The organism is Streptomyces sp. 2323.1 (assembly GCF_900221035.1).
Taxonomy (GTDB): Bacteria; Actinomycetota; Actinomycetes; order Streptomycetales; family Streptomycetaceae; genus Streptomyces; species Streptomyces sioyaensis.
In genome coordinates this window covers 3,456,373-3,477,067 of record NZ_LT907981.1, presented here as the reverse complement: position 1 = coordinate 3,477,067, position 20,695 = coordinate 3,456,373, and the positions used below count along the sequence as shown (strand labels likewise).

Below are 20,695 nucleotides of genomic sequence, written 5' to 3'. Positions count from 1 at the left end.
TTCCCACCCGCTTGACGCCCCACCCCGCCGGGCGCACTATTCATCACATGATGAATTATGGCCGTGATCCAGCCGTCCCCGCCCAGGACACCGCCGTCCACGCCCACGACCTCACCGTCGTCCGCGGCGGCCGCACCGTCCTCGACGCCCTCCGCTTCGACGTGCTTCCCGGCCGGGTCACCGGCCTCCTCGGCCCCTCCGGCTGCGGCAAAACCACCCTGATGCGCGCCATCGTCGGCACCCAGGCCAAGATCACCGGCACCCTCGACGTCCTCGGCCGGCCCGCGGGCGACCCCGAGCTGCGCCCCCGCATCGGCTACGTCACCCAGGACCCGTCCGTCTACGACGACCTCACCGTCCGGCAGAACCTCGACTACTTCGCCGCCGTCCTCCACCCCGGCCGGGCCGCCCGCACCCGCCGCCGCGAGAGCGTCACCCGCGCCATCGACGACGTCGACCTCACCCGCCACGCCGACGCCCTCGCCGGCAAGCTCTCCGGCGGCCAGCGCAGCCGGGTCTCCCTCGCGGTCGCCCTGCTCGGCGCCCCGGAACTCCTCGTCCTCGACGAGCCCACCGTCGGACTCGACCCCGTCCTCCGCCGCGACCTGTGGAACCTCTTCCACACCCTCGCCGCCGAGCGCGGCACCACCCTCCTCGTCTCCTCCCACGTCATGGACGAGGCCGAGCGCTGCCACCGGCTGCTCCTGATGCGCGAGGGCCGCATCCTGGCCGACGGCGCACCCGACACCCTCCGCGAGCGCACCGGTACCGCCACCGTCGAGGCCGCCTTCCTCCACCTGGTCGACGAGGCCGCGGCCACCACCCGGCCGCCGCAACCGGCCCGCACCACTACAGAGGAGCCCGCGCGATGACCACCGCACCCCTCCCCGCCGACGGACCCCTCCCCGCCACCGCGCCCTGGTCCCCGTCCCGCACGCTGGCCACCGCCGCCCGGGTCCTGCGCCAGCTGCGCCACGACCCGCGCACCATCGCGCTGATGCTGGTCGTCCCGTGCGTGATGATCGCCCTGCTGCGCTACGTCTTCGACGGCCGCCCGCAGACCTTCGACGGCATCGGCGCCTCGCTCCTCGGCATCTTCCCGATGATCACGATGTTCCTGGTGACCTCCATCGCCACCCTGCGCGAACGCACCTCCGGCACCCTGGAACGCCTGCTCGCCATGCCTCTCGGCAAGGCCGACCTGATCAGCGGCTACGCCCTCGCCTTCGGCCTGCTCGCCGTCGTGCAGTCCGCCCTCGCCACCGGCCTGTCCGTCTGGGGCCTCGGCCTGGACGTCATCGGCTCACCCTGGCTGCTGCTCCTGGTGGCCGTGCTCGACGCCCTGCTCGGCACCGCCCTCGGCCTGTTCGTCTCGGCCTTCGCCGCCTCCGAATTCCAGGCCGTCCAGTTCATGCCCGCCGTCCTGATGCCCCAGCTGCTGCTCTGCGGCCTGTTCACCCCGCGCGACACCATGCAGCCCGCGCTCAAGGCGCTCTCCGACGTCCTGCCGATGTCCTACGCCGTCGACGGCATGAACGAGGTCCTCCGGCACCCCGACATCACCGGCGACTTCGTCCGGGACGCCGTCATCGTCACCGGCTGCGCCCTCCTCGTCCTCGCCCTCGGCGCCGCCACCCTCCGCCGCCGTACGGCCTGACGCCGTCCCGGCCGGCGGAACGCCGCCGCGCCGCATGCCCGCCAGGTGCGAGGATGACGGCGTAACCGACCGCTCAACGGGCCGGCCTTCGGGCCACCGCCCGGGCACCACCGGCGAGGTGAACCGCAGCATGACCCAGAAGGTCGCCGTACTCGGCACCGGAAAAATCGGCGAAGCCCTGCTCAGCGGCATGATCCGGGGCGGTTGGGCGCCGTCCGACCTCCTGGTCACCGCCCGTCGCCCCGAACGCGCCGAACAACTCCGCGCCCGCTACGGCGTCGAAGCGGTCAGCAACCCCGAGGCCGCCAAGGCCGCCGACACCCTCATCCTCACCGTCAAGCCCCAGGACATGGGCACCCTCCTGACGGAGCTGGCCCCGCACGTCCCCGCCGACCGCCTGGTCATCAGCGGCGCCGCCGGCATCCCCACCTCCTACTTCGAGGAGCGGCTGGCCACCGGCACCCCGGTCGTACGGGTCATGACGAACACCCCCGCCCTCGTCGACGAGGCGATGTCCGTCATCTCCGCCGGCACCCACGCCACCGGCGCCCACCTCACCCGCGCCGAGGAGATCTTCTCCGGCGTCGGCAAGACCCTCCGCGTCCCGGAGTCCCAGCAGGACGCCTGCACCGCACTCTCCGGCTCCGGCCCGGCGTACTTCTACTTCCTCGTCGAGGCCATGACCGACGCCGGCATCCTCCTTGGCCTGCCCCGCGACAAGGCCCACGACCTCATCGTCCAGGCCGCCATCGGCGCCGCGGTGATGCTCCGCGACAGCGGCGAACACCCCGTCACCCTCCGGGAGAACGTCACCTCCCCGGCCGGCACCACCATCAACGCCATCCGCGAACTGGAGAACCACGGCGTCCGCGCCGCCCTCATCGCCGCCCTGGAAGCCGCCCGCGACCGCAGCCGCGAACTGGCCTCCGGCAACGGCTGACAGGAACGCCGGAAGCCACACCCGACGGCCCGGGGCGAGGGCCTTTCCCCTCACCCCGGGACCGCCCCGCCCGGGGACTGAGCCCTAGGCCAACAGCCCGACCGCCCGATAGGCCGCATCCACCCGCGGCCTGGCCAGCGCCCGCGCCCGCTCGGCCCCCTCGCGCAGCACCCCATCGACATACGCCGGGTCGGCGGCCAGCTCCGCATGCCGCTCCCGCGCCGGCCGCAGCAGCTCCACGACGGCCTCCGCCACATCCCTCTTCAACGCCCCGTACGAGGCGTACCCCTCTGCCAGCCGCGCCGGATCACCACCCGTACACGCGGCCAGCACATCCAGCAGGTTCGCCACCCCCGGCCGCTCGCCCCGCTCGTACACGACATCGCTCGCCGTATCCGTCACGGCCCGCATCACCTTCTTCCGCACCACCTCCGGCTCGTCCAGCAGATAGACGATCCCGGCCGTCTTGGCGTGCGACTTCCCCATCTTCGACGTCGGCTCCTGCAGATCCATCACCCGCGCCGCCACCGCCGGATGCGTCACCTTCGGCATCACGAACGTCGCCCCGTACCGCTCGTTGAACCGTCCCGCCAGATCCCGCGTCAGCTCCAGATGCTGCGCCTGGTCCTCCCCGACCGGCACCTCATGCGTCCCGTAGGCCAGCACGTCCGCCGCCATCAGCGCCGGATACGTCAGCAGCGACAGCCGCACACTCCCGCCCCGAGCCTGCTCCCGCGCGGCCTTCTCCTTGTACTGGATCATGCGCCGCATCTCCCCGTCGGAGGCCGTGCACTCCATCAGGTACGACAGCCGCAGATGCTCATCCACCTGGCTCTGCACGAACAGGGTGCACCGCGCCGGATCCAGCCCCGCGGCCAGCAACAGCGTCGCCGCCTGCCGAGTGAGCCGCCGCACCCGCGCCGGCTCGTGCTCCACGGTCAGCGCATGCAGATCCACCACACAGAACAGCGCATCCGCCCGGTGCTGGTCCTCCTCGACCCACCGCCGCATCGCCCCGAGGTAGTTCCCCAGCGTCAGATGCCCCGTCGGTTTCACACCACTGAAGATCCGCGCTCGCTCCACCATCGCCATCCCGCCCGTCCTTGTCGTCCGCACCCTTGCCGGGCGCCTCGGGACCGCCGACCTCACCGGCCGGCTGCGAAAGGGAGAAACGCGAACGGCCGCCGAAGCGGCGGCCGTGGTCATGCATGCGCTACTGGTCGGCCGCCGTCAGGCGAGCCACCACTGCTGTACGAGCGCATGCGTAGTCATGCGCCCAAGCTACCGCGCCGACCCTGCCCCCGCACGGGTTTGAAGCCCCTCACCCCCTCGTGTAGTGTTCTCCGAGTTGCCCCGGAGCCGACAGGCCCCAGCAGCCATCCCGCCGCTTCGCGGCACACCACTACAGAACGGCCCCTCAACGGGACCTATTTCGGCATGCCGAAATTCGGACCGTGACGTGATTATGCGTCAGCGAGGAATTCCGCTAAAGTAGTGATCACGCCGAAAGGCGCGAACAACCCCCTCCGACGGGGAATCGGAAACAAATTCGGACCGGCAACGGAACGAAACGGATCTGATAGAGTCGGAAAGGCCGAAAAGCGAAAGCCAAACGGCCGAGCCCGCTCCAACAGGGCGCCGGACACGGAAACGGATCTGGTAAGGTTGGAAACGCGAAGAAGCCGAAAGGCCGAAACGCACCGGCGAAAATCGGGCCCGCAAGGATCTGATAGAGTCGGAAACGCAAGACCGAAGGGAAGCGCCCGGAGAGCCTCGTGAAACAGGCACAAAGGAAGCGTCCGTTCCTTGAGAACTCAACAGCGTGCCAAAAGTCAACGCCAGATATGTTGATACCCCGTCTACCGGAAACATCCGGTGACGAGGTTCCTTTGAAAGTCCATCCCGCCCATGTGGTGCGGATGGCACACACAGCGAGGACGCTGTGAACGACCGGACCTATTCCGTCTGGTCGTTCCACTCTTCTCGTGTGTGTTTCACCCGATTACGGGTAAACATTCACGGAGAGTTTGATCCTGGCTCAGGACGAACGCTGGCGGCGTGCTTAACACATGCAAGTCGAACGATGAAGCCCTTCGGGGTGGATTAGTGGCGAACGGGTGAGTAACACGTGGGCAATCTGCCCTTCACTCTGGGACAAGCCCTGGAAACGGGGTCTAATACCGGATACGACACACGACCGCATGGTCTGTGTGTGGAAAGCTCCGGCGGTGAAGGATGAGCCCGCGGCCTATCAGCTTGTTGGTGGGGTGATGGCCTACCAAGGCGACGACGGGTAGCCGGCCTGAGAGGGCGACCGGCCACACTGGGACTGAGACACGGCCCAGACTCCTACGGGAGGCAGCAGTGGGGAATATTGCACAATGGGCGAAAGCCTGATGCAGCGACGCCGCGTGAGGGATGACGGCCTTCGGGTTGTAAACCTCTTTCAGCAGGGAAGAAGCGAAAGTGACGGTACCTGCAGAAGAAGCGCCGGCTAACTACGTGCCAGCAGCCGCGGTAATACGTAGGGCGCAAGCGTTGTCCGGAATTATTGGGCGTAAAGAGCTCGTAGGCGGCTTGTCACGTCGGATGTGAAAGCCCGGGGCTTAACCCCGGGTCTGCATTCGATACGGGCAGGCTAGAGTTCGGTAGGGGAGATCGGAATTCCTGGTGTAGCGGTGAAATGCGCAGATATCAGGAGGAACACCGGTGGCGAAGGCGGATCTCTGGGCCGATACTGACGCTGAGGAGCGAAAGCGTGGGGAGCGAACAGGATTAGATACCCTGGTAGTCCACGCCGTAAACGTTGGGAACTAGGTGTGGGCGACATTCCACGTCGTCCGTGCCGCAGCTAACGCATTAAGTTCCCCGCCTGGGGAGTACGGCCGCAAGGCTAAAACTCAAAGGAATTGACGGGGGCCCGCACAAGCAGCGGAGCATGTGGCTTAATTCGACGCAACGCGAAGAACCTTACCAAGGCTTGACATACACCGGAAAACCCTGGAGACAGGGTCCCCCTTGTGGTCGGTGTACAGGTGGTGCATGGCTGTCGTCAGCTCGTGTCGTGAGATGTTGGGTTAAGTCCCGCAACGAGCGCAACCCTTGTTCTGTGTTGCCAGCATGCCCTTCGGGGTGATGGGGACTCACAGGAGACTGCCGGGGTCAACTCGGAGGAAGGTGGGGACGACGTCAAGTCATCATGCCCCTTATGTCTTGGGCTGCACACGTGCTACAATGGCCGGTACAATGAGCTGCGATACCGCGAGGTGGAGCGAATCTCAAAAAGCCGGTCTCAGTTCGGATTGGGGTCTGCAACTCGACCCCATGAAGTCGGAGTTGCTAGTAATCGCAGATCAGCATTGCTGCGGTGAATACGTTCCCGGGCCTTGTACACACCGCCCGTCACGTCACGAAAGTCGGTAACACCCGAAGCCGGTGGCCCAACCCCTTGTGGGAGGGAATCGTCGAAGGTGGGACTGGCGATTGGGACGAAGTCGTAACAAGGTAGCCGTACCGGAAGGTGCGGCTGGATCACCTCCTTTCTAAGGAGCACTTCTTACTCGGACTTGTCCGGGTCAGAGGCCAGTACATCAGCGAATGTCTGATGCTGGTTGCTCATGGGTGGAACGTTGACTATTCGGCACGATCAGGGTGAGGACTGTTAGTACTGCTTCGGCGTGGAACACAGGACTTGAACTGAACGTGTCGGGCACGTTGTTGGGTATCTGAGGGTACGGACTATGGTCTGGACCTTCGCGATGCCGGCCCCAGTGAACTCAGCCTTCGGGTTGGGGTGGTGGGTGGCTGGTCGTTGCTTGAGAACTGCACAGTGGACGCGAGCATCTGTGGCCAAGTTTTTAAGGGCGCACGGTGGATGCCTTGGCACCAGGAACCGATGAAGGACGTGGGAGGCCACGATAGGCCCCGGGGAGCTGTCAACCAAGCTTTGATCCGGGGGTGTCCGAATGGGGAAACCCGGCAGTCGTCATGGGCTGTCACCCGCTGCTGAACACATAGGCAGTGTGGAGGGAACGCGGGGAAGTGAAACATCTCAGTACCCGCAGGAAGAGAAAACAACCGTGATTCCGGGAGTAGTGGCGAGCGAAACCGGATGAGGCCAAACCAGTCACGTGTGATACCCGGCAGGGGTTGCGTGGTTGGGGTTGTGGGATCTCTCTTCTGTTGTCTGCCGGCAACAGGACGAGTCAGAAACCGTTGATGTAGGCGAAGGACATGCGAAAGGTCCGGCGTAGAGGGTAAGACCCCCGTAGCTGAAACATTAGCGGCTCGTTTGAGAGACACCCAAGTAGCACGGGGCCCGAGAAATCCCGTGTGAATCTGGCGGGACCACCCGTTAAGCCTAAATATTCCCTGGTGACCGATAGCGGATAGTACCGTGAGGGAATGGTGAAAAGTACCGCGGGAGCGGAGTGAAATAGTACCTGAAACCGTGTGCCTACAAGCCGTGGGAGCGTCGCACAAGGAACTTGTTCCTTGTGTCGTGACTGCGTGCCTTTTGAAGAATGAGCCTGCGAGTTTGCGGTATGTTGCGAGGTTAACCCGTGTGGGGAAGCCGTAGCGAAAGCGAGTCCGAATAGGGCGTTGAGTAGCGTGCCCAAGACCCGAAGCGGAGTGATCTAGCCATGGGCAGGTTGAAGCGGAGGTAAGACTTCGTGGAGGACCGAACCCACCAGGGTTGAAAACCTGGGGGATGACCTGTGGTTAGGGGTGAAAGGCCAATCAAACTCCGTGATAGCTGGTTCTCCCCGAAATGCATTTAGGTGCAGCGTCGTGTGTTTCTTGCCGGAGGTAGAGCACTGGATAGGCGATGGGCCCTACCGGGTTACTGACCTTAGCCAAACTCCGAATGCCGGTAAGTGAGAGCGCGGCAGTGAGACTGTGGGGGATAAGCTCCATGGTCGAGAGGGAAACAGCCCAGAGCATCGACTAAGGCCCCTAAGCGTGTGCTAAGTGGGAAAGGATGTGGAGTCGCAGAGACAACCAGGAGGTTGGCTTAGAAGCAGCCACCCTTGAAAGAGTGCGTAATAGCTCACTGGTCAAGTGATTCCGCGCCGACAATGTAGCGGGGCTCAAGCACACCGCCGAAGTCGTGTCATTGCAGTAATACTCCCAACGGAGGCTGTGATGGGTAGGGGAGCGTCGTGTGCCGGGTGAAGCAGCCGTGGAAACGAGTTGTGGACGGTTCACGAGTGAGAATGCAGGCATGAGTAGCGATACACACGTGGGAAACGTGTGCGCCGATTGACTAAGGGTTCCTGGGTCAAGCTGATCTGCCCAGGGTAAGTCGGGACCTAAGGCGAGGCCGACAGGCGTAGTCGATGGACAACCGGTTGATATTCCGGTACCCGCTTTGAAACGCCCAGTATCGAATCCATTAATGCTAAGGCCGTGAAGCCGGCCTGGAGTCTTCGGACAAAGGGACGTGGTGGAGCCGCCGATCCAAGGTGGTAGTAGGTAAGCGATGGGGTGACGCAGGAAGGTAGTCCAGCCCGGGCGGTGGTTGTCCCGGGGTAAGGGTGTAGGCCGTGTGGTAGGTAAATCCGTCACACGTTAAGGCTGAGACCTGATGCCGAGCCGATTGTGGTGAAGTGGATGATCCTATGCTGTCGAGAAAAGCCTCTAGCGAGTTTCATGGCGGCCCGTACCCTAAACCGACTCAGGTGGTCAGGTAGAGAATACCGAGGCGTTCGGGTGAACTATGGTTAAGGAACTCGGCAAAATGCCCCCGTAACTTCGGGAGAAGGGGGGCCATTTCCGGTGATGAGACTTGCTCTCTGAGCTGGGGGTGGCCGCAGAGACCAGCGAGAAGCGACTGTTTACTAAAAACACAGGTCCGTGCGAAGCCGTAAGGCGATGTATACGGACTGACGCCTGCCCGGTGCTGGAACGTTAAGGGGACCGGTTAGTCGACCTTCGGGTCGGCGAAGCTGAGAACTTAAGCGCCAGTAAACGGCGGTGGTAACTATAACCATCCTAAGGTAGCGAAATTCCTTGTCGGGTAAGTTCCGACCTGCACGAATGGCGTAACGACTTCTCGACTGTCTCAACCATAGGCCCGGTGAAATTGCATTACGAGTAAAGATGCTCGTTTCGCGCAGCAGGACGGAAAGACCCCGGGACCTTTACTATAGCTTGATATTGGTGTTCGGTTCGGCTTGTGTAGGATAGGTGGGAGACTTTGAAGCGGCCACGCCAGTGGTTGTGGAGTCATTGTTGAAATACCACTCTGGTCGTGCTGGATGTCTAACCTGGGTCCGTGATCCGGATCAGGGACAGTGTCTGGTGGGTAGTTTAACTGGGGCGGTTGCCTCCTAAAGAGTAACGGAGGCGCCCAAAGGTTCCCTCAGCCTGGTTGGCAATCAGGTGTTGAGTGTAAGTGCACAAGGGAGCTTGACTGTGAGACTGACGGGTCGAGCAGGTACGAAAGTAGGGACTAGTGATCCGGCGGTGGCTTGTGGAAGCGCCGTCGCTCAACGGATAAAAGGTACCCCGGGGATAACAGGCTGATCTTCCCCAAGAGTCCATATCGACGGGATGGTTTGGCACCTCGATGTCGGCTCGTCGCATCCTGGGGCTGGAGTCGGTCCCAAGGGTTGGGCTGTTCGCCCATTAAAGCGGTACGCGAGCTGGGTTTAGAACGTCGTGAGACAGTTCGGTCCCTATCCGCTGTGCGCGTAGGAGTCTTGAGAAGGGCTGTCCCTAGTACGAGAGGACCGGGACGGACGAACCTCTGGTGTGCCAGTTGTCCTGCCAAGGGCATGGCTGGTTGGCTACGTTCGGAAAGGATAACCGCTGAAAGCATCTAAGCGGGAAGCCTGCTTCGAGATGAGGGCTCCCTCCCCCTTGAGGGGTTAAGGCTCCCAGTAGACGACTGGGTTGATAGGCCAGATATGGAAGCGCCGTAAGGTGTGGAGTTGACTGGTACTAATAGGCCGAGGGCTTGTCCTCAGTTGCTCGCGTCCACTGTGTAGGTTCTGAAGTAACGACCTGTGATTGCGCCGGGTTGTCATCTTCATAGTGTTTCGGTGGTCATAGCGTTAGGGAAACGCCCGGTTACATTCCGAACCCGGAAGCTAAGCCTTTCAGCGCCGATGGTACTGCAGGGGGGACCCTGTGGGAGAGTAGGACGCCGCCGAACAATCATTGTGGGAAAGCCCCGCACCGTATGGTGCGGGGCTTTTCTGCGTTCCGGGGCGGTCTCGTACCCGCGGGCTGAATTCTCTGGCCAGTGGGGTCGGGGTGCTGGGATCCTGTGCCGCATGGCGTATGTGATCAGGCCGGTGAAGGCTCAGGAATGGCAGCGGCTCAGGGAGTTGAGGCTGGCGGCCCTGGCGGATCCGGTCGCTCGGGTGGCGTTCAACGAGACCCTGGAGGAGGCCGCCGGCCAGCCGGACGAGCTCTGGCAGAGCCGGGCGGCGCGCAGTGAAGAAGGCGTCGCGCCGATGACGTTCATCGGGGAAGCCGCGGACGGCAGTTGGGGCGGCATGGTGGTGGTCCTGGTCGAAACGGATGAGGAGGTGCCGCAGACGCATCTCGTGGGGGTGTATGTGCGGCCCGAGCATCGGGGGACCGGGTTGGCGCGGGAGTTGTTCCGGGCGGCGATCGGATGGTCGTGGGGGCTGGCCGAGCCGGCGGTCGAGCGGGTGCGGCTGTGGGTGCATGAGGAGAACGGGCGGGCCGAGGCGTTCTATCGGGCGCTGGGGTTCGTGGAGACGGGGCTGACCAGTGCCGATCCGAAGGATCCGGCTGCGCTGGAGCGGGAGTTGGTGCTCAAGCGGGGGGATCGCGTGTGAGGTGGTCTCCGTGCCAGCGGGTGTCAGGCCGACAAGGAGTGGTGGGGCCAGCGGGCGCGGGCCTGTTCCTGGGAGCGCATGGTCGCCAGCGTCAGCAGGCCCTGCTTGGGGCCCGTTTCGAGGAGACCGGGGAGCGCGGGCAGCGGGGCGAGGGCCGCGATGTCGTCCAGGACGAGGGTGAGTGGTGGGTCGAGACGACCGTCAGATGACCGTTCGGCCATGCGGCGGCCGTGCTCGACCACGCTCGAGAGGAGTGCGGTGAGCAGTGGCATCGCACCCGGGTCGGTACGCGGATCCTCGATGGGATCGCCTACCACGTAAAGCGTTCCCCCTTCGTTGATAAATGATTCGAGGAGGGCCGAATCTGCTCGAAGTGGATTGCAGGCGTCCCGGATGTGGATGGAGGACAGCGCGGACAGCGCGCGGCCGGCCAACTGCTGGGCGGCTTCGCGGCGTTCTGCGTAGGCGGTGAGCACGGACTCCAGCTCGCCGGCCTGGCCGCCGGAGGCCTTGGGGCTGGTGCGCAGGATGCGTACGGGTTCCTGTGCGGCGCCAGCGGTATGGGCCCAGCGGTGCAGCTGGCGGAACGGGCGGCCGTCCACTGCGGCGGCGTGCAGCCAGCAGCGCAGCAGGGTCTGAGCGGCGTCCGCCACGGCCGAGTCGGGGGCGCCGGCGGGGCGTACGGGAGCCAGCAGAGCGGTGGCGCGGGCGGCGGCGGTGGTGAGGTCCGTACAGCCGGAGGTCGGCGACCAGCGGAGCCGGGCCGGGGTGTCGAGGCGGTGCGTCGGATCGTAGGTCAGCAGGGGGCCGAGTTTGGCGCGGGCGTCCTTGGTCTCGGACCAGAGGGCGGGGTCCGTAGTGGCGACGATCAGCGCGCCCGGGGCGGTGTGGGCGGCGGCGAGGGTTGTGGGGAGGGCGGCGCCGCGGTGGGCGGAGAACTGGAGGCGGGGGAGGGCGGGTTCGCCGGGGTGCGGGGCAGTGGTGGGGGTGGTCGGGGGTGAGGTGCGCTGTTCCGGGAGGGGGCCGGTGGGCGTGGCCTCGGCGGGCGGGGGAGGCGGCGTGGCCGGGACGGCCGGCGCGGGCCGCGCGTCCTCGGCGGGCGCCGTAGGGGCGGTGCGGGCCGTCTCCTGGAGGGCTTCCCGGGCCTGCCATGCTTCCCGTTCCGCCTGGCGGGCCTGCTCTTCCGGTGAGTGCGCCGCTCGTTCCGGGGACGGGGCCGTGGACGTCCGCGCTTTCGACCGGCGGGCCGCCCGTACGGCGCGATAGCGGGTGATCGTCCCCAGTGTGAAGATCGTCAGGACCAGCAGCACCATCAGCTCGCCGATGAGGATGCCCCAGAAGAGGCCGTAGCCGGAGAGCTGGCCCCGGGGGGTCTCGGGCCAGGCGGCGGCCATGTTGTGCGGTGCGGAGACCAGATGGCGCAGCGCCATCGGGGTGCTGGGGTAGGTGACGCCCGTGGGCCAGGCGCCGTGGGCGAAGAGGCCGGCCAGGCCCGTCGCGCTCCACACCAGCACGGTCAGGCCCAGCAGGAAGGCGAGCAGCCCGATCAGCAGGGAGTCGGGGACGCCGCGCCCCCGGGGAGCGGGCGCGTCGCGGTAGCCGCCGCCCCGTTCGTCGTCGTATCCGCGCCTCACGCCACCGTCTCGCTCGACTCGTCTCTCCACTGCCGCTCCATCGCCATCGCCTCGGCGCGCGCCTCGGCCTCGGCGTCCGCCGCCGCTTGGAGGGCGCGTGCCTCGTCCGTCGGCATCGCGGAGGCCTCGGTCATCGCCCGGTCGGTGTAGACCAGCGGGCGTTCGGCCTCGGTGATGAGGTGTTTGACGACCTGCACGTTGCCGTTGACGTCCCAGACGGCGATGCCGGGGGTGAGGGTCGGGATGATCTCGACGGCCCAGCGGGGCAGGCCGAGCACTCGTCCCGTGGCCCGTGCCTCGTCGGCCTTCTGGGCGTAGATCGTGCGGGTCGAGGCCATCTTGAGGATCGCCGCGGCCTCGCGTGCGGCGGCGCCGTCGACCACATCGCTGAGGTGGTGGACGACGGCCACGAACGACAGGCCGAGCCGGCGGCCGAACTTCAGCAGTCGCTGGAAGAGCTGGGCCACGAAGGGGGAGTTGATGATGTGCCAGGCCTCTTCCACCAGGAAGATGCGCTTCTTGCGGTCGGGGCGGATCCAGGTGTGTTCGAGCCAGACGCCGACGATCGCCATCAGGATCGGCATCGCGATGGAGTTGCGGTCGATGTGCGAGAGGTCGAAGACGATCAGCGGTGCGTCGAGGTCGATGCCCGCCGAGGTCGGGCCGTCGAACATCCCGCGCAGGTCACCGTCGACGAGCCGGTCGAGGACCAGCGCGACGTCCAGGCCCCAGGCCCGGACATCGTCTATGTCGACATTCATCGCCTCCGCCGACTCCGGTTCCGGGTGCCGCAGCTGCTCGACGATGTCGGTCAGGACGGGCTGCCGGTCGGTGATGGTCTCGGTGACGTACGCATGGGCGACCTTGAGGGCGAAGCCGGAGCGTTCGTCCAGGCCATGGCCCATCGCGACCTCGATGATCGTGCGCAGCAGGGCCAGCTGGCCGGTGGTGGTGATCGACGGGTCGAGGGGGTTGAGGCGGATCCCGCCGTTGAGGGCGGCGGTCGGGTCCAGGCGGATGGGGGTTATCCCCAGCTCCTGGGCGATGAGGTTCCACTCGCCGACGCCGTCCTCGCCCTGGGCGTCCAGGACGACGACCTGCCGGTCGCGGAACCGCAGCTGGCGCAGGACGTAGGTCTTCTCCAGCGCGGACTTGCCGTTGCCGGACTCGCCGAGGACCAGCCAGTGCGGGGCCGGCAGTTGCTGGCCGTAGAGCTGGAAGGGGTCGTAGATGTAGCCCTTGCCGCTGTAGACCTCACGGCCGATGATCACGCCGGAGTCGCCGAGACCGGGGGCCGCGGTGGGCAGATAGACCGCCTGGGCCTGGCCGGTGGAGGTGCGTACGGGCAGCCGGGTCGTCTCCACCTTCCCGAACAGGAAGCTGGTGAACGCGTCGGTGAGCGCTCCGAGCGGATCGAGCATGGCCATGACGTACGCGCCTCCCAGCGGCTTTAGCGGCGGATTCCGGTCGCGAACGGCAGCGTGTTGACGAACGCCCGGTGGTGCTCGCGGTCGCACCACTCCAGCTTGAGGTAGGACTTGCCGGCCGAGGCGCGGATGGTGCGCTTGTCGCGGGCCAGCGCCTCGGGCGAGCGGGAGGAGACCGTGAGGTAGCCAACGAGGTTGACGCCGGCGGCGCCGGAGGCCAGATCCTCGCCGCGCTGGTCCACGCGGCCGTGGTGGGCGACGTCCCGCGGGTCGACGACGCGGTTCATCTTGGCGGCCCGGCTGGCCTCGGCGTCGTCGTTGGTCTTCTCCGTCAGCATCCGCTCGATGGCGATCTCGGTGGGCTCCAGGTCCATGCAGACCGCGACCGTACGGATCACGTCCGGGGTGTGCACCAGGAGGGGCGCGAGGAAGTTGACGCCGACCGGGGTCAGCGGCCACTCCTTGACCCAGGCGGTGGCGTGGCACCACGGCGCGCGGGTCGTCGACTCACGCGTCTTGGCCTGCAGATAGGTCGGCTCCATCGCGTCGAGCTCGGCCGGCCAGGCGTTGCGCTTGCTCATCGCCTGGATGTGGTCGATGGGGTGGTCCGGGTCGTACATGGAGTGCACGAGGGAGGCGAGCCGGGCCTGGCCCAGCGGCTGGCGGACGCGGATGTCGGCCTCGGCGAGCCGGGCGCAGATGTCGGTGAGTTCACGGGCCATCACGACCGCGAGACCGGCGTCCCGGTCCAGCTTCTTGCGCAGCAGCCCGCTCTGGTGCATCCGGGCGGCGCGCGCCATGGTCTGCGCCTCGGCGGCCAGCTCGCGGGTGTAGTGCATACAGGCGACGAGGTAGGCGCGGTGCTGCTCGGAGGAGGTGGAGACCATGGACTGGAGCTGGTCGTAGGACTCCTGCAGCCAGGCCGGGGAGGAGCGGTCGCCGCGCTGGGCGACGTCCTTGGCGTGTGCGTCCGGGTCGGCGGGCAGCGTACGGGCGAGCATCTGCAGCCGGGTCACATACCCGTCGCCGTTGGCCACATGCTTCAGCAGCGTCCCGAAGCGGTCGACCAGCGCCTCCTGGTCCTCGCTGTCCCGCAGGCCGACGCCCGGGCCCTCGATCTCGATGGCGGCGGTGACCGTCTTGCGGTCGGCGTGCAGCAGGACGGCGATCTCGTCCGGCCCGAAGGGGGCGGACAGCCAGTTGATCCGGCCGATGCCGGGCGGCGGGCCGATCTCGACCTCCCGGCCGTCCAGCCGGATGCCGGCCTCGGCGGCGCCGGAGCGGTAGGTGGCGCCGCGGCGGACAGTACGGCGGAAGCTGCGCCGGATCTCGAACCACTTGTAGAACGTCCGGCCCTTGTACGGCACGTAGACGAGGGCGAGCCCCAGCATCGGGAAGCCGGTGAGGGACACGATCCGCAGCGGCAGCATGGGCACCAGCAGACCGCACATCATCCCGAGGAACGCGCCCACGATGATCAGCGCGATCTCGCCGGTCTCGCGGTTCTTGCCGACGATCGCGTTGGGCCGGGCGCGGCCGATCAGATAGGTGCGGCGGGGCGCGATCGGGTGGGAGTGCGTGCTCAACGCCCGTCACCTCCTGCTGTCTTGCCGGTGCGGGAGCTGCTGCTCGGGCCGGGGTTCGTACGGGGAGCGGGGGTGGCGGGCGCGGGGGCGCGGCCGCCGGCGGTACGGGAGCTGTGTGCGGCGACCCCGCCGGCCACGGCATCGGCCGGCCGGGACTGGCCGCCCTGTGCGCCCTGCGGCTGTCCGCCGCCGTCCCCGCCGGACCTTCGGGAACTGTGGGTCTTGATGCCCTGGGAGACCAGCGCGGCCGGCGAGGAGATCATCGCGGCGGCCTGGCTGCCGTCGGTGGCCCGGCCCTTGTTCGTACGGGCCGAGACCATCTCGTCGCCGAAACCGGGGACGAAGCGGTAGATCACCGCGCTGGCGAAGATGGCGAGGATGATGATCGCGAGGCCGGAGACGACGGCGGAGAAGGCGTTCGGGCCCTTGTCGTGGGAGAGCGCACCGGCGATTCCGAGCACGATCACGATGACCGGCTTCACCATGATCACCGCGATCATGATGCCCGCCCAGCGGCGCACATGCCCCCACATGTTCTTGTCGACCAGGCCCGCGTAGACGACCGTGCCGAGCAGCGCCCCGACGTAGAGCAGTGCGGCCCGGATCACCAGCTCCAGCCACAGCACACCGGCGGCGAGGACCGACACCAGCGACACCACGATCAGCATGATCGGTCCGCCGCCGATGTCGGTGCCCTTCGTGAGTGCCTGCGAGAAGGCGCCGAAGAAGGTGTCGGTCTGCGCCCCTGTCGCCCTCGCGATGATCTCGGTGACGCCGTCGGTCGCCGACACGATGGTGTAGAGGATGAGCGGGGTGAAGGCGGAGGCGAGCACGGTGAGCCAGAGGAACCCGACCGCCTCACCGATCGCCTCCGTCAGCCGCACCCCGCGCACGGCGCGCTTGGCGACGGCCAGCAGCCACAGGACGAGGGTGAGGATGGTGGAGGCGGCGAAGACGACGGCGTACTGCCGCAGAAAGGCGGCGTTGGTGAAGTCCACCTGGGAGGTTGACTGCACCGCGTCCGACAGCTTGGTGACGATCCATGCGGCAGCCTTGGCGAACCCCTTGGCGAGGGAGCTGAGGGGGTCGAGGGGGTTGTCGTCGGTGAGGCCGCCGGGCGGCTTGGGGGCCCCGGAGCCGGCTTTGTCGCCGGATTGGCAGTAGGCCTTGGCGGGGCCGACGATCAGGTCGCAGTTGTCCTTGGGCGACGGGCTGGGCCCGGGCGCGGCCAGGGCACGGGTGGCCAACAGGAACAGTGTGGTCTGTACGGATGCCAACGCGGCAGTGATGGCGAGGGCGCGCCTGGGGTTACCGCGCATATGTGAACCCTCCGTACTGTTTGACCGCCTGGGCGATCTGGTCTGCACCGGACGTCTTGTGGTCCCCGTTGACCGGGGCGGGGCCATCCTGCTGGGAGAAGCCCTCGACCTTCCAGTCTCCGCTTGCCCACTTCAGCTGGAGCCGCATGGTGAACCAGTCGGTGGTCACTGGGGTGGTGGACTTCACGCCGGCCGTACCGAACAGGCCCGTGCACCACACTTCGAGGTTCGCGGTGTCGCCCTCGAGCTTGACGAGTTTGGTGCCGACGGGGACCGTGCGCGAGATGTAGGTCATGCCCTGGGCTGCGTTGCCGTTCGCGTCGAGCCCGAGCTTCTTGAGGAAGGCGGTCGAGTACGCGGCATCGAGCTTGCTCTGCATCTCGTCGACCTTGGCGGGGGCGAATGCTTGCTTGACGATCGAGTGACGTGCGTCGGCCTTGAGGATGTCGGCGGAAACCAGCGCCACCGCATAATTCGCCCCCGCCGACTCCGCCCCCTGTTCCGTCTTCGGGAAGCCCGTGGCGATGCCGCCGTTCTTGCCGGTGACGGGCTTGGTGCCGGTGGGGGCGGTGGGCTGGGCGGCGCCGGTGTCCTTGGGGGAGTCGTTCGACGGGGATTCGCTGTTGCCGCTTCCGCCGCGGTTGGCGAAGGCGATGGCCGCGAGCAGCAGGACGATCACGCCGACGATCGTGATGAGGTTACGGCTGGTCAGGCCGGTGCGGGAGCGCCGTGCCGAGCCGTAGCCGTAGCCTTCGCCGTCGTTGTCGGGAAGTCTGGTCCGTGTCTGGCCCGTCTCGGGACCGCGGTGGCTGTCGCCGCCGTAGCCGCCGTCGTCGCTGAGACTCATCGCGCCTGTGCCCCCTCTACCGCCGTCGCCGTTCGTGCCGTGGTGTTGCCGCCCTCATATGACCGTAGCCGCGCGGGCGGCGACGCGGGTGCTGTGGTTCGAGTACATCTCACCGTGACGGGTCCTCAGATGCGGTACGGCGGAGGCGAATGGGGGACTCTGGGGCATTTGTGCCCATCGCCCGCTCCGTGGTTGCCGCCGCCTTCTTGCGCCTTCTCACTCCCGGGTCCACCTGTCCCCGCGCAGCCGTCGGCCCAATCGGTCCGCTGGTGGCAGCGGTGGCGAGGGCGCAGGGCGGAGCCGTCGGGCCGGCGTGAGGGGGCGTCAGCATGTGGCCTCGGCAGGGGAGGTGGATCCGGTGGGGGGTGAGTCGGGGCACGGGGAGGCGGAGAGAGGACGGGCGGGGGCGCATGGGGGGCGGCGCGGCGACGGACGCGTGTCAGGGTGCGCCAGCGGGTGCCGCCCGGCTACGGCGTGCCTAGACCGCCATGCCGTAGACGATGGTGAACAGCGTCCCCAGGGAGCCGATGATGAAGACGCCGGTCAGGCCGGCCACGATCAGGCCCTTGCCCTGTTCGGCGCTGAAGGTGTCGCGCAGCGCGGTGGCGCCGATGCGCTGCTTGGCGGCACCCCAGATCGCGATGCCGAGGCATAGCAGGATCGCCACCGCCATGACCACTTCGATCATCACGCGGGCCTCGTTGCCCAGGCTTCCGAACGGCCCCCAGTCCGGGGCGATTCCGCCGATGATGGTGGTGATGTCGCCTTTTTCGGCCGCAATGAACATGTGTGAACTCACCGCCCCTTGATGGGTAGTTGTGCGCCTGGCCGGCGCGGTACAGGTCAGCCTCCATCTTCGCTGACAAACGAGCCGTCAGCTGTCGACTTGGCGCCTTTCTTTGACGGATCCCGTGGGAGTGGCGTGTATGTGTGGGCGCACGCCGTCCATTGAACCGATTAGCCTCACTGTGTGTATCACGGTGGATAACCCTGAGCAATGATCATCGGAAGCGGCGGTGGCCGGTCCGGCGCGCCGCGGGGCCTGGTCCGTTCGGGTGGCGGACGCGGCCCGGGTGCGGCGGTTACTCGGTTGCGTGTGACATGGCGAAGATCATGACGAGCGCCACGAGGTGGATGGCGAACAGGAAATAGGCGACGCGCCACCACAGGTGACGGTTCAGCTGCTTCTGATTGTTCGGGTCCACGGCTCTCGTCCTGTCTCGGGTCTCTGGTGCAGTGTCCCTCATCCGGCGGCGCTCCGGGCGCGTCCGTGAGCGGAATCGCAGGACGGGTGACGTGCCCCCTGCCGCCCCTCGTGCCGCCCCCTGCGCCGTGTCATGCACCGCCGTGCGGCAACTCACGTCGGCGGGCGCGCGGGTGCGGCCGGAAAAAGGCAGTGAACCGCGGCTGGATGAGGGAGGGTTGGAGGGTGCGGAAATTCTGGGTGGCCGGAGGGCTCGGGGCAGGGCTGATGCTCTGTCTGCTCGCTCTGCTTGTGATCGCTACGTACACGGTCGCGGCCGGGCTCGGCGGGGCCGCAGGACGGGCCCTCGGGCTGGCCAAGGGCGCGGTGCCGGCCGCCTACCAGTCGCAGGTGCAGAAGTGGGGGACGCTCTGTTCGGCGATAAGTCCCGCGCTGCTGGCGGCGCAGCTCTACCAGGAGAGCGGATGGAACCCGAAGGCGCAGAGCGCGGCCGCGGCGCAGGGGCTGGCGCAGTTCATCCCGGGGACGTGGCAGACGCACGGCGTCGACGGCAACGGCGACGGCCGCAAGGACGTGTGGGACCCGCAGGACGCGATCGCGTCGGCGGCCTCGTACGACTGCGAGCTGGCGCGCTATGTGAAGGGCGCCTCGGGCGACGCCACGCGCAACATGCTCGCGGCGTACAACGCCGGTGCCTATCGGGTGATCCAGTACAACGGGGTGCCGCCGTACCGCGAGACCCAGAACTATGTGAAGACGATCACGACCCTGGCGAAGAGCTTCGAGGCGCGGACCGGGCCGGTGGCACCGTCGCGGCAGGCCGCGGGGGCCATCTACTTCGCCCAGGGGAGGCTCGGTACGCGCTATCTGTGGGGCGGTACGGGAACGGCGGCGCAGGGCGGCCGGTTCGACTGCTCCGGACTGACCCAGGCCGCGTACCACTCGGTGGGCATCGAGCTGCCACGGGTGGCGAACGACCAGTGGAACGCCGGACCGCACCCGAAGCGCGACGAGCTGCTCCCGGGCGACCTGGTGTTCTTCGCCAACAACCTGAACGACCCGCGGTCGATCCACCATGTGGGGATCTATGTGGGAGGCGGCTACATGATCAACGCGCCGTACACCGGGGCCGTGATCCGGTTCGACAAGATCGATTCGCCGGACTACATCGGTGCGACCCGCGTCACCTCGGATGGCGCAAAAGCGCTGCCCGGTACGAACGCTGCGTGAACATAGCGCCCTGAACTGCGGTGATGAATCAAGCTTCGATAACGTCCTGGTGATCTTCCGGTAGAGAATGGAACGCCAGGGGCGGGCATCGCGTTTCCTTGGCGTGGGGACGTAACAGAGCTCGCAGCAGCACCCGCTCGACGACCACGGGGGCAGGCAGCACACGAAGGCGCTCGCGCGCGCGAAAGATAAGGGGCCGCGGCAGATGGCTGGACTCGCACTCGAAGGGCCGAACCCCGACATCGACGTGCTCGACGGGATCAACGGCCTGGCGAAGGATGCCCCCCACTGGGTCAACAAGGCGATGGAGTACATCGGCGAGTACGGCCTGATCGCCGCCCTCGCGGTGCTGTGCCTGGTCGCCTGGTGGTCCGCGCGCCGCAGGCCCGATGCGCCGTCCGCCGTCGCGGGGCTGGTCTGGGCGCCGCTGGCCGCGGGGATCGCGCTGCTGGCCAACATCCCGATCCGGGCGTTCGTCGAGCGGCCGCGGCCGTTCAAGGACCACGCCGGCCTGGAAGTGCTGATCCCCGGCAAGAGCGACTTCTCGTTCGTCAGCGATCACGCGACGCTCACCATGGCGGTCGGTGTCGGCCTGTTCGTCGCCCATCGCAAATACGGCCTGATCGGGATCGCGCTGGCGCTCGCCGAGGGCTTCTGCCGCGTCTACATGGGCGTGCACTACCCGACCGATGTGATCGGCGGTTTCGCCCTGGGCACCGCCGTCGCGCTGCTGCTCGCGCCGCCCGCGCAGGCGCTCCTGGTGCCGCTGATGACGGCGATCGGCAGGTCGAAGCTGGCGTGGCTGGTGCGGGCGCCGGGCGTCGAGGCGGACGGGGACGGCGGTCCCGGCGAGGGCAGCCGGGTGGTGGCCGCCGGCTCGGGGATGGCGCCCGGCCACAAGGAGCGGGACAAGGATCTGGCGGCCTGACGGCCGCGGCCGGCGGAGCCTGACGGCCCGTCGGCAGGGATGAGACCTGGCGGATGCGGACGGCCCGGCCCCCTCGCGGGGCCGGGCCGTCCGTGTGTCCGCCGGCGGT

Annotated in this window: 14 protein-coding genes and 3 rRNA genes; 9 read left to right on the top strand and 8 right to left on the bottom strand. The window is 67.1% G+C overall.

What is annotated here, in order from left to right; genetic code table 11:
• Positions 1–47 precede the first annotated feature (47 nt).
• The 3 genes from CPH93_RS14500 (at position 48) to proC (ending at position 2,597) form a co-directional block, all read left to right on the top strand.
• Positions 48–872: an ABC transporter ATP-binding protein gene (locus CPH93_RS14500; protein ID WP_096213092.1), complete on the top strand. Its 825-nt coding sequence runs from the start codon at positions 48–50 to the stop codon at positions 870–872.
• Positions 869–1,657, top strand: a complete 789-nt coding sequence (locus tag CPH93_RS14495; RefSeq protein ID WP_096213091.1) for an ABC transporter permease — start codon at positions 869–871, stop codon at positions 1,655–1,657. Before CPH93_RS14500 ends, CPH93_RS14495 begins: the two co-directional genes overlap by 4 nt.
• A gap of 130 nt (positions 1,658–1,787) precedes the next feature.
• On the top strand, positions 1,788–2,597 hold the full coding sequence (gene proC / locus CPH93_RS14490; RefSeq protein WP_096213090.1) for a pyrroline-5-carboxylate reductase: 810 nt from the start codon (positions 1,788–1,790) through the stop codon (positions 2,595–2,597).
• 84 nt (positions 2,598–2,681) lie between these two features.
• Here the strand turns inward: proC and trpS are convergent, their stop codons facing one another.
• Positions 2,682–3,689, bottom strand: a complete 1,008-nt coding sequence (trpS, locus tag CPH93_RS14485; RefSeq protein WP_096213089.1) for a tryptophan--tRNA ligase — start codon at positions 3,687–3,689, stop codon at positions 2,682–2,684.
• A 923-nt stretch (positions 3,690–4,612) separates the two neighbouring features.
• On the opposite strand from trpS, the gene CPH93_RS14475 reads away from it, so the two are divergent.
• The 4 genes from CPH93_RS14475 (at position 4,613) to CPH93_RS14460 (ending at position 10,411) form a co-directional block, all read left to right on the top strand.
• A 16S ribosomal RNA gene (locus CPH93_RS14475) occupies positions 4,613–6,139 on the top strand.
• Between the two features lie 305 nt (positions 6,140–6,444).
• Positions 6,445–9,566: ribosomal RNA gene (locus CPH93_RS14470) — 23S ribosomal RNA — on the top strand.
• Between the two features lie 73 nt (positions 9,567–9,639).
• Positions 9,640–9,756: ribosomal RNA gene (gene rrf / locus CPH93_RS14465) — 5S ribosomal RNA — on the top strand.
• Together the 16S, 23S and 5S rRNA genes form the textbook arrangement of a ribosomal RNA operon.
• A gap of 121 nt (positions 9,757–9,877) precedes the next feature.
• A complete protein-coding gene (locus tag CPH93_RS14460) occupies positions 9,878–10,411 on the top strand; it encodes a GNAT family N-acetyltransferase (protein ID WP_096213088.1) in 534 nt (177 codons plus the stop codon).
• 23 nt (positions 10,412–10,434) lie between these two features.
• On the opposite strand, the gene CPH93_RS14455 is transcribed toward CPH93_RS14460, so the two are convergent.
• From CPH93_RS14455 to CPH93_RS37270, 7 genes are all read right to left on the bottom strand, one after another.
• Positions 10,435–12,045, bottom strand: coding sequence for a type VI secretion protein (locus CPH93_RS14455; RefSeq protein WP_096213087.1), 1,611 nt, complete (start codon positions 12,043–12,045; stop codon positions 10,435–10,437).
• Positions 12,042–13,466: an ATP-binding protein gene (locus CPH93_RS14450; protein ID WP_040900263.1), complete on the bottom strand. Its 1,425-nt coding sequence runs from the start codon at positions 13,464–13,466 to the stop codon at positions 12,042–12,044. Before CPH93_RS14450 ends, CPH93_RS14455 begins: the two co-directional genes overlap by 4 nt.
• Before the next feature lie 29 nt (positions 13,467–13,495).
• Positions 13,496–15,058: an SCO6880 family protein gene (locus CPH93_RS14445; RefSeq protein WP_096213086.1), complete on the bottom strand. Its 1,563-nt coding sequence runs from the start codon at positions 15,056–15,058 to the stop codon at positions 13,496–13,498.
• Positions 15,055–16,377, bottom strand: coding sequence for a hypothetical protein (locus CPH93_RS14440; RefSeq protein WP_096213085.1), 1,323 nt, complete (start codon positions 16,375–16,377; stop codon positions 15,055–15,057). The genes CPH93_RS14445 and CPH93_RS14440 overlap by 4 nt, the downstream gene beginning before the upstream one ends.
• The gene (locus tag CPH93_RS14435) at positions 16,367–17,224 is read right to left on the bottom strand and encodes a hypothetical protein (protein ID WP_096213084.1); all 858 of its coding nucleotides are present in this window, start codon (positions 17,222–17,224) and stop codon (positions 16,367–16,369) included. The genes CPH93_RS14440 and CPH93_RS14435 overlap by 11 nt, the downstream gene beginning before the upstream one ends.
• Before the next feature lie 478 nt (positions 17,225–17,702).
• Positions 17,703–18,011, bottom strand: coding sequence for a hypothetical protein (locus CPH93_RS14430; RefSeq protein WP_006603970.1), 309 nt, complete (start codon positions 18,009–18,011; stop codon positions 17,703–17,705).
• Positions 18,012–18,306: 295 nt separating this feature from the next.
• A complete protein-coding gene (locus CPH93_RS37270; RefSeq protein WP_256332003.1) occupies positions 18,307–18,429 on the bottom strand; it encodes a hypothetical protein in 123 nt (40 codons plus the stop codon).
• Between the two features lie 224 nt (positions 18,430–18,653).
• Here CPH93_RS37270 and CPH93_RS14425 point away from each other — a divergent pair, with 224 nt between their 5' ends.
• Together CPH93_RS14425 and CPH93_RS14420 are read left to right on the top strand one after the other, a co-directional pair.
• On the top strand, positions 18,654–19,658 hold the full coding sequence (locus CPH93_RS14425; protein ID WP_093649073.1) for a C40 family peptidase: 1,005 nt from the start codon (positions 18,654–18,656) through the stop codon (positions 19,656–19,658).
• A gap of 205 nt (positions 19,659–19,863) precedes the next feature.
• A complete protein-coding gene (locus CPH93_RS14420; RefSeq protein ID WP_096213083.1) occupies positions 19,864–20,586 on the top strand; it encodes a phosphatase PAP2 family protein in 723 nt (240 codons plus the stop codon).
• The last annotated feature ends 109 nt before the right edge of the window (positions 20,587–20,695 follow it).

What these genes read in the sequence shown, in the direction of transcription:
- CPH93_RS14500 (WP_096213092.1), top strand. Translation starts at nt 48, where the DNA reads ATGATGAATTATGGCCGTGATCCAGCCGTCCCCGCCCAGGACACCGCC.
- CPH93_RS14495 (WP_096213091.1), top strand. Translation starts at nt 869, where the DNA reads ATGACCACCGCACCCCTCCCCGCCGACGGACCCCTCCCCGCCACCGCG.
- proC (WP_096213090.1), top strand. Translation starts at nt 1,788, where the DNA reads ATGACCCAGAAGGTCGCCGTACTCGGCACCGGAAAAATCGGCGAAGCC.
- trpS (WP_096213089.1), bottom strand. Translation starts at nt 3,689, where the DNA reads ATGGCGATGGTGGAGCGAGCGCGGATCTTCAGTGGTGTGAAACCGACG.
- CPH93_RS14460 (WP_096213088.1), top strand. Translation starts at nt 9,878, where the DNA reads ATGGCGTATGTGATCAGGCCGGTGAAGGCTCAGGAATGGCAGCGGCTC.
- CPH93_RS14450 (WP_040900263.1), bottom strand. Translation starts at nt 13,466, where the DNA reads ATGCTCGATCCGCTCGGAGCGCTCACCGACGCGTTCACCAGCTTCCTG.
- CPH93_RS14440 (WP_096213085.1), bottom strand. Translation starts at nt 16,377, where the DNA reads ATGCGCGGTAACCCCAGGCGCGCCCTCGCCATCACTGCCGCGTTGGCA.
- CPH93_RS14435 (WP_096213084.1), bottom strand. Translation starts at nt 17,224, where the DNA reads ATGAGTCTCAGCGACGACGGCGGCTACGGCGGCGACAGCCACCGCGGT.
- CPH93_RS14430 (WP_006603970.1), bottom strand. Translation starts at nt 18,011, where the DNA reads ATGTTCATTGCGGCCGAAAAAGGCGACATCACCACCATCATCGGCGGA.
- CPH93_RS14420 (WP_096213083.1), top strand. Translation starts at nt 19,864, where the DNA reads ATGGCTGGACTCGCACTCGAAGGGCCGAACCCCGACATCGACGTGCTC.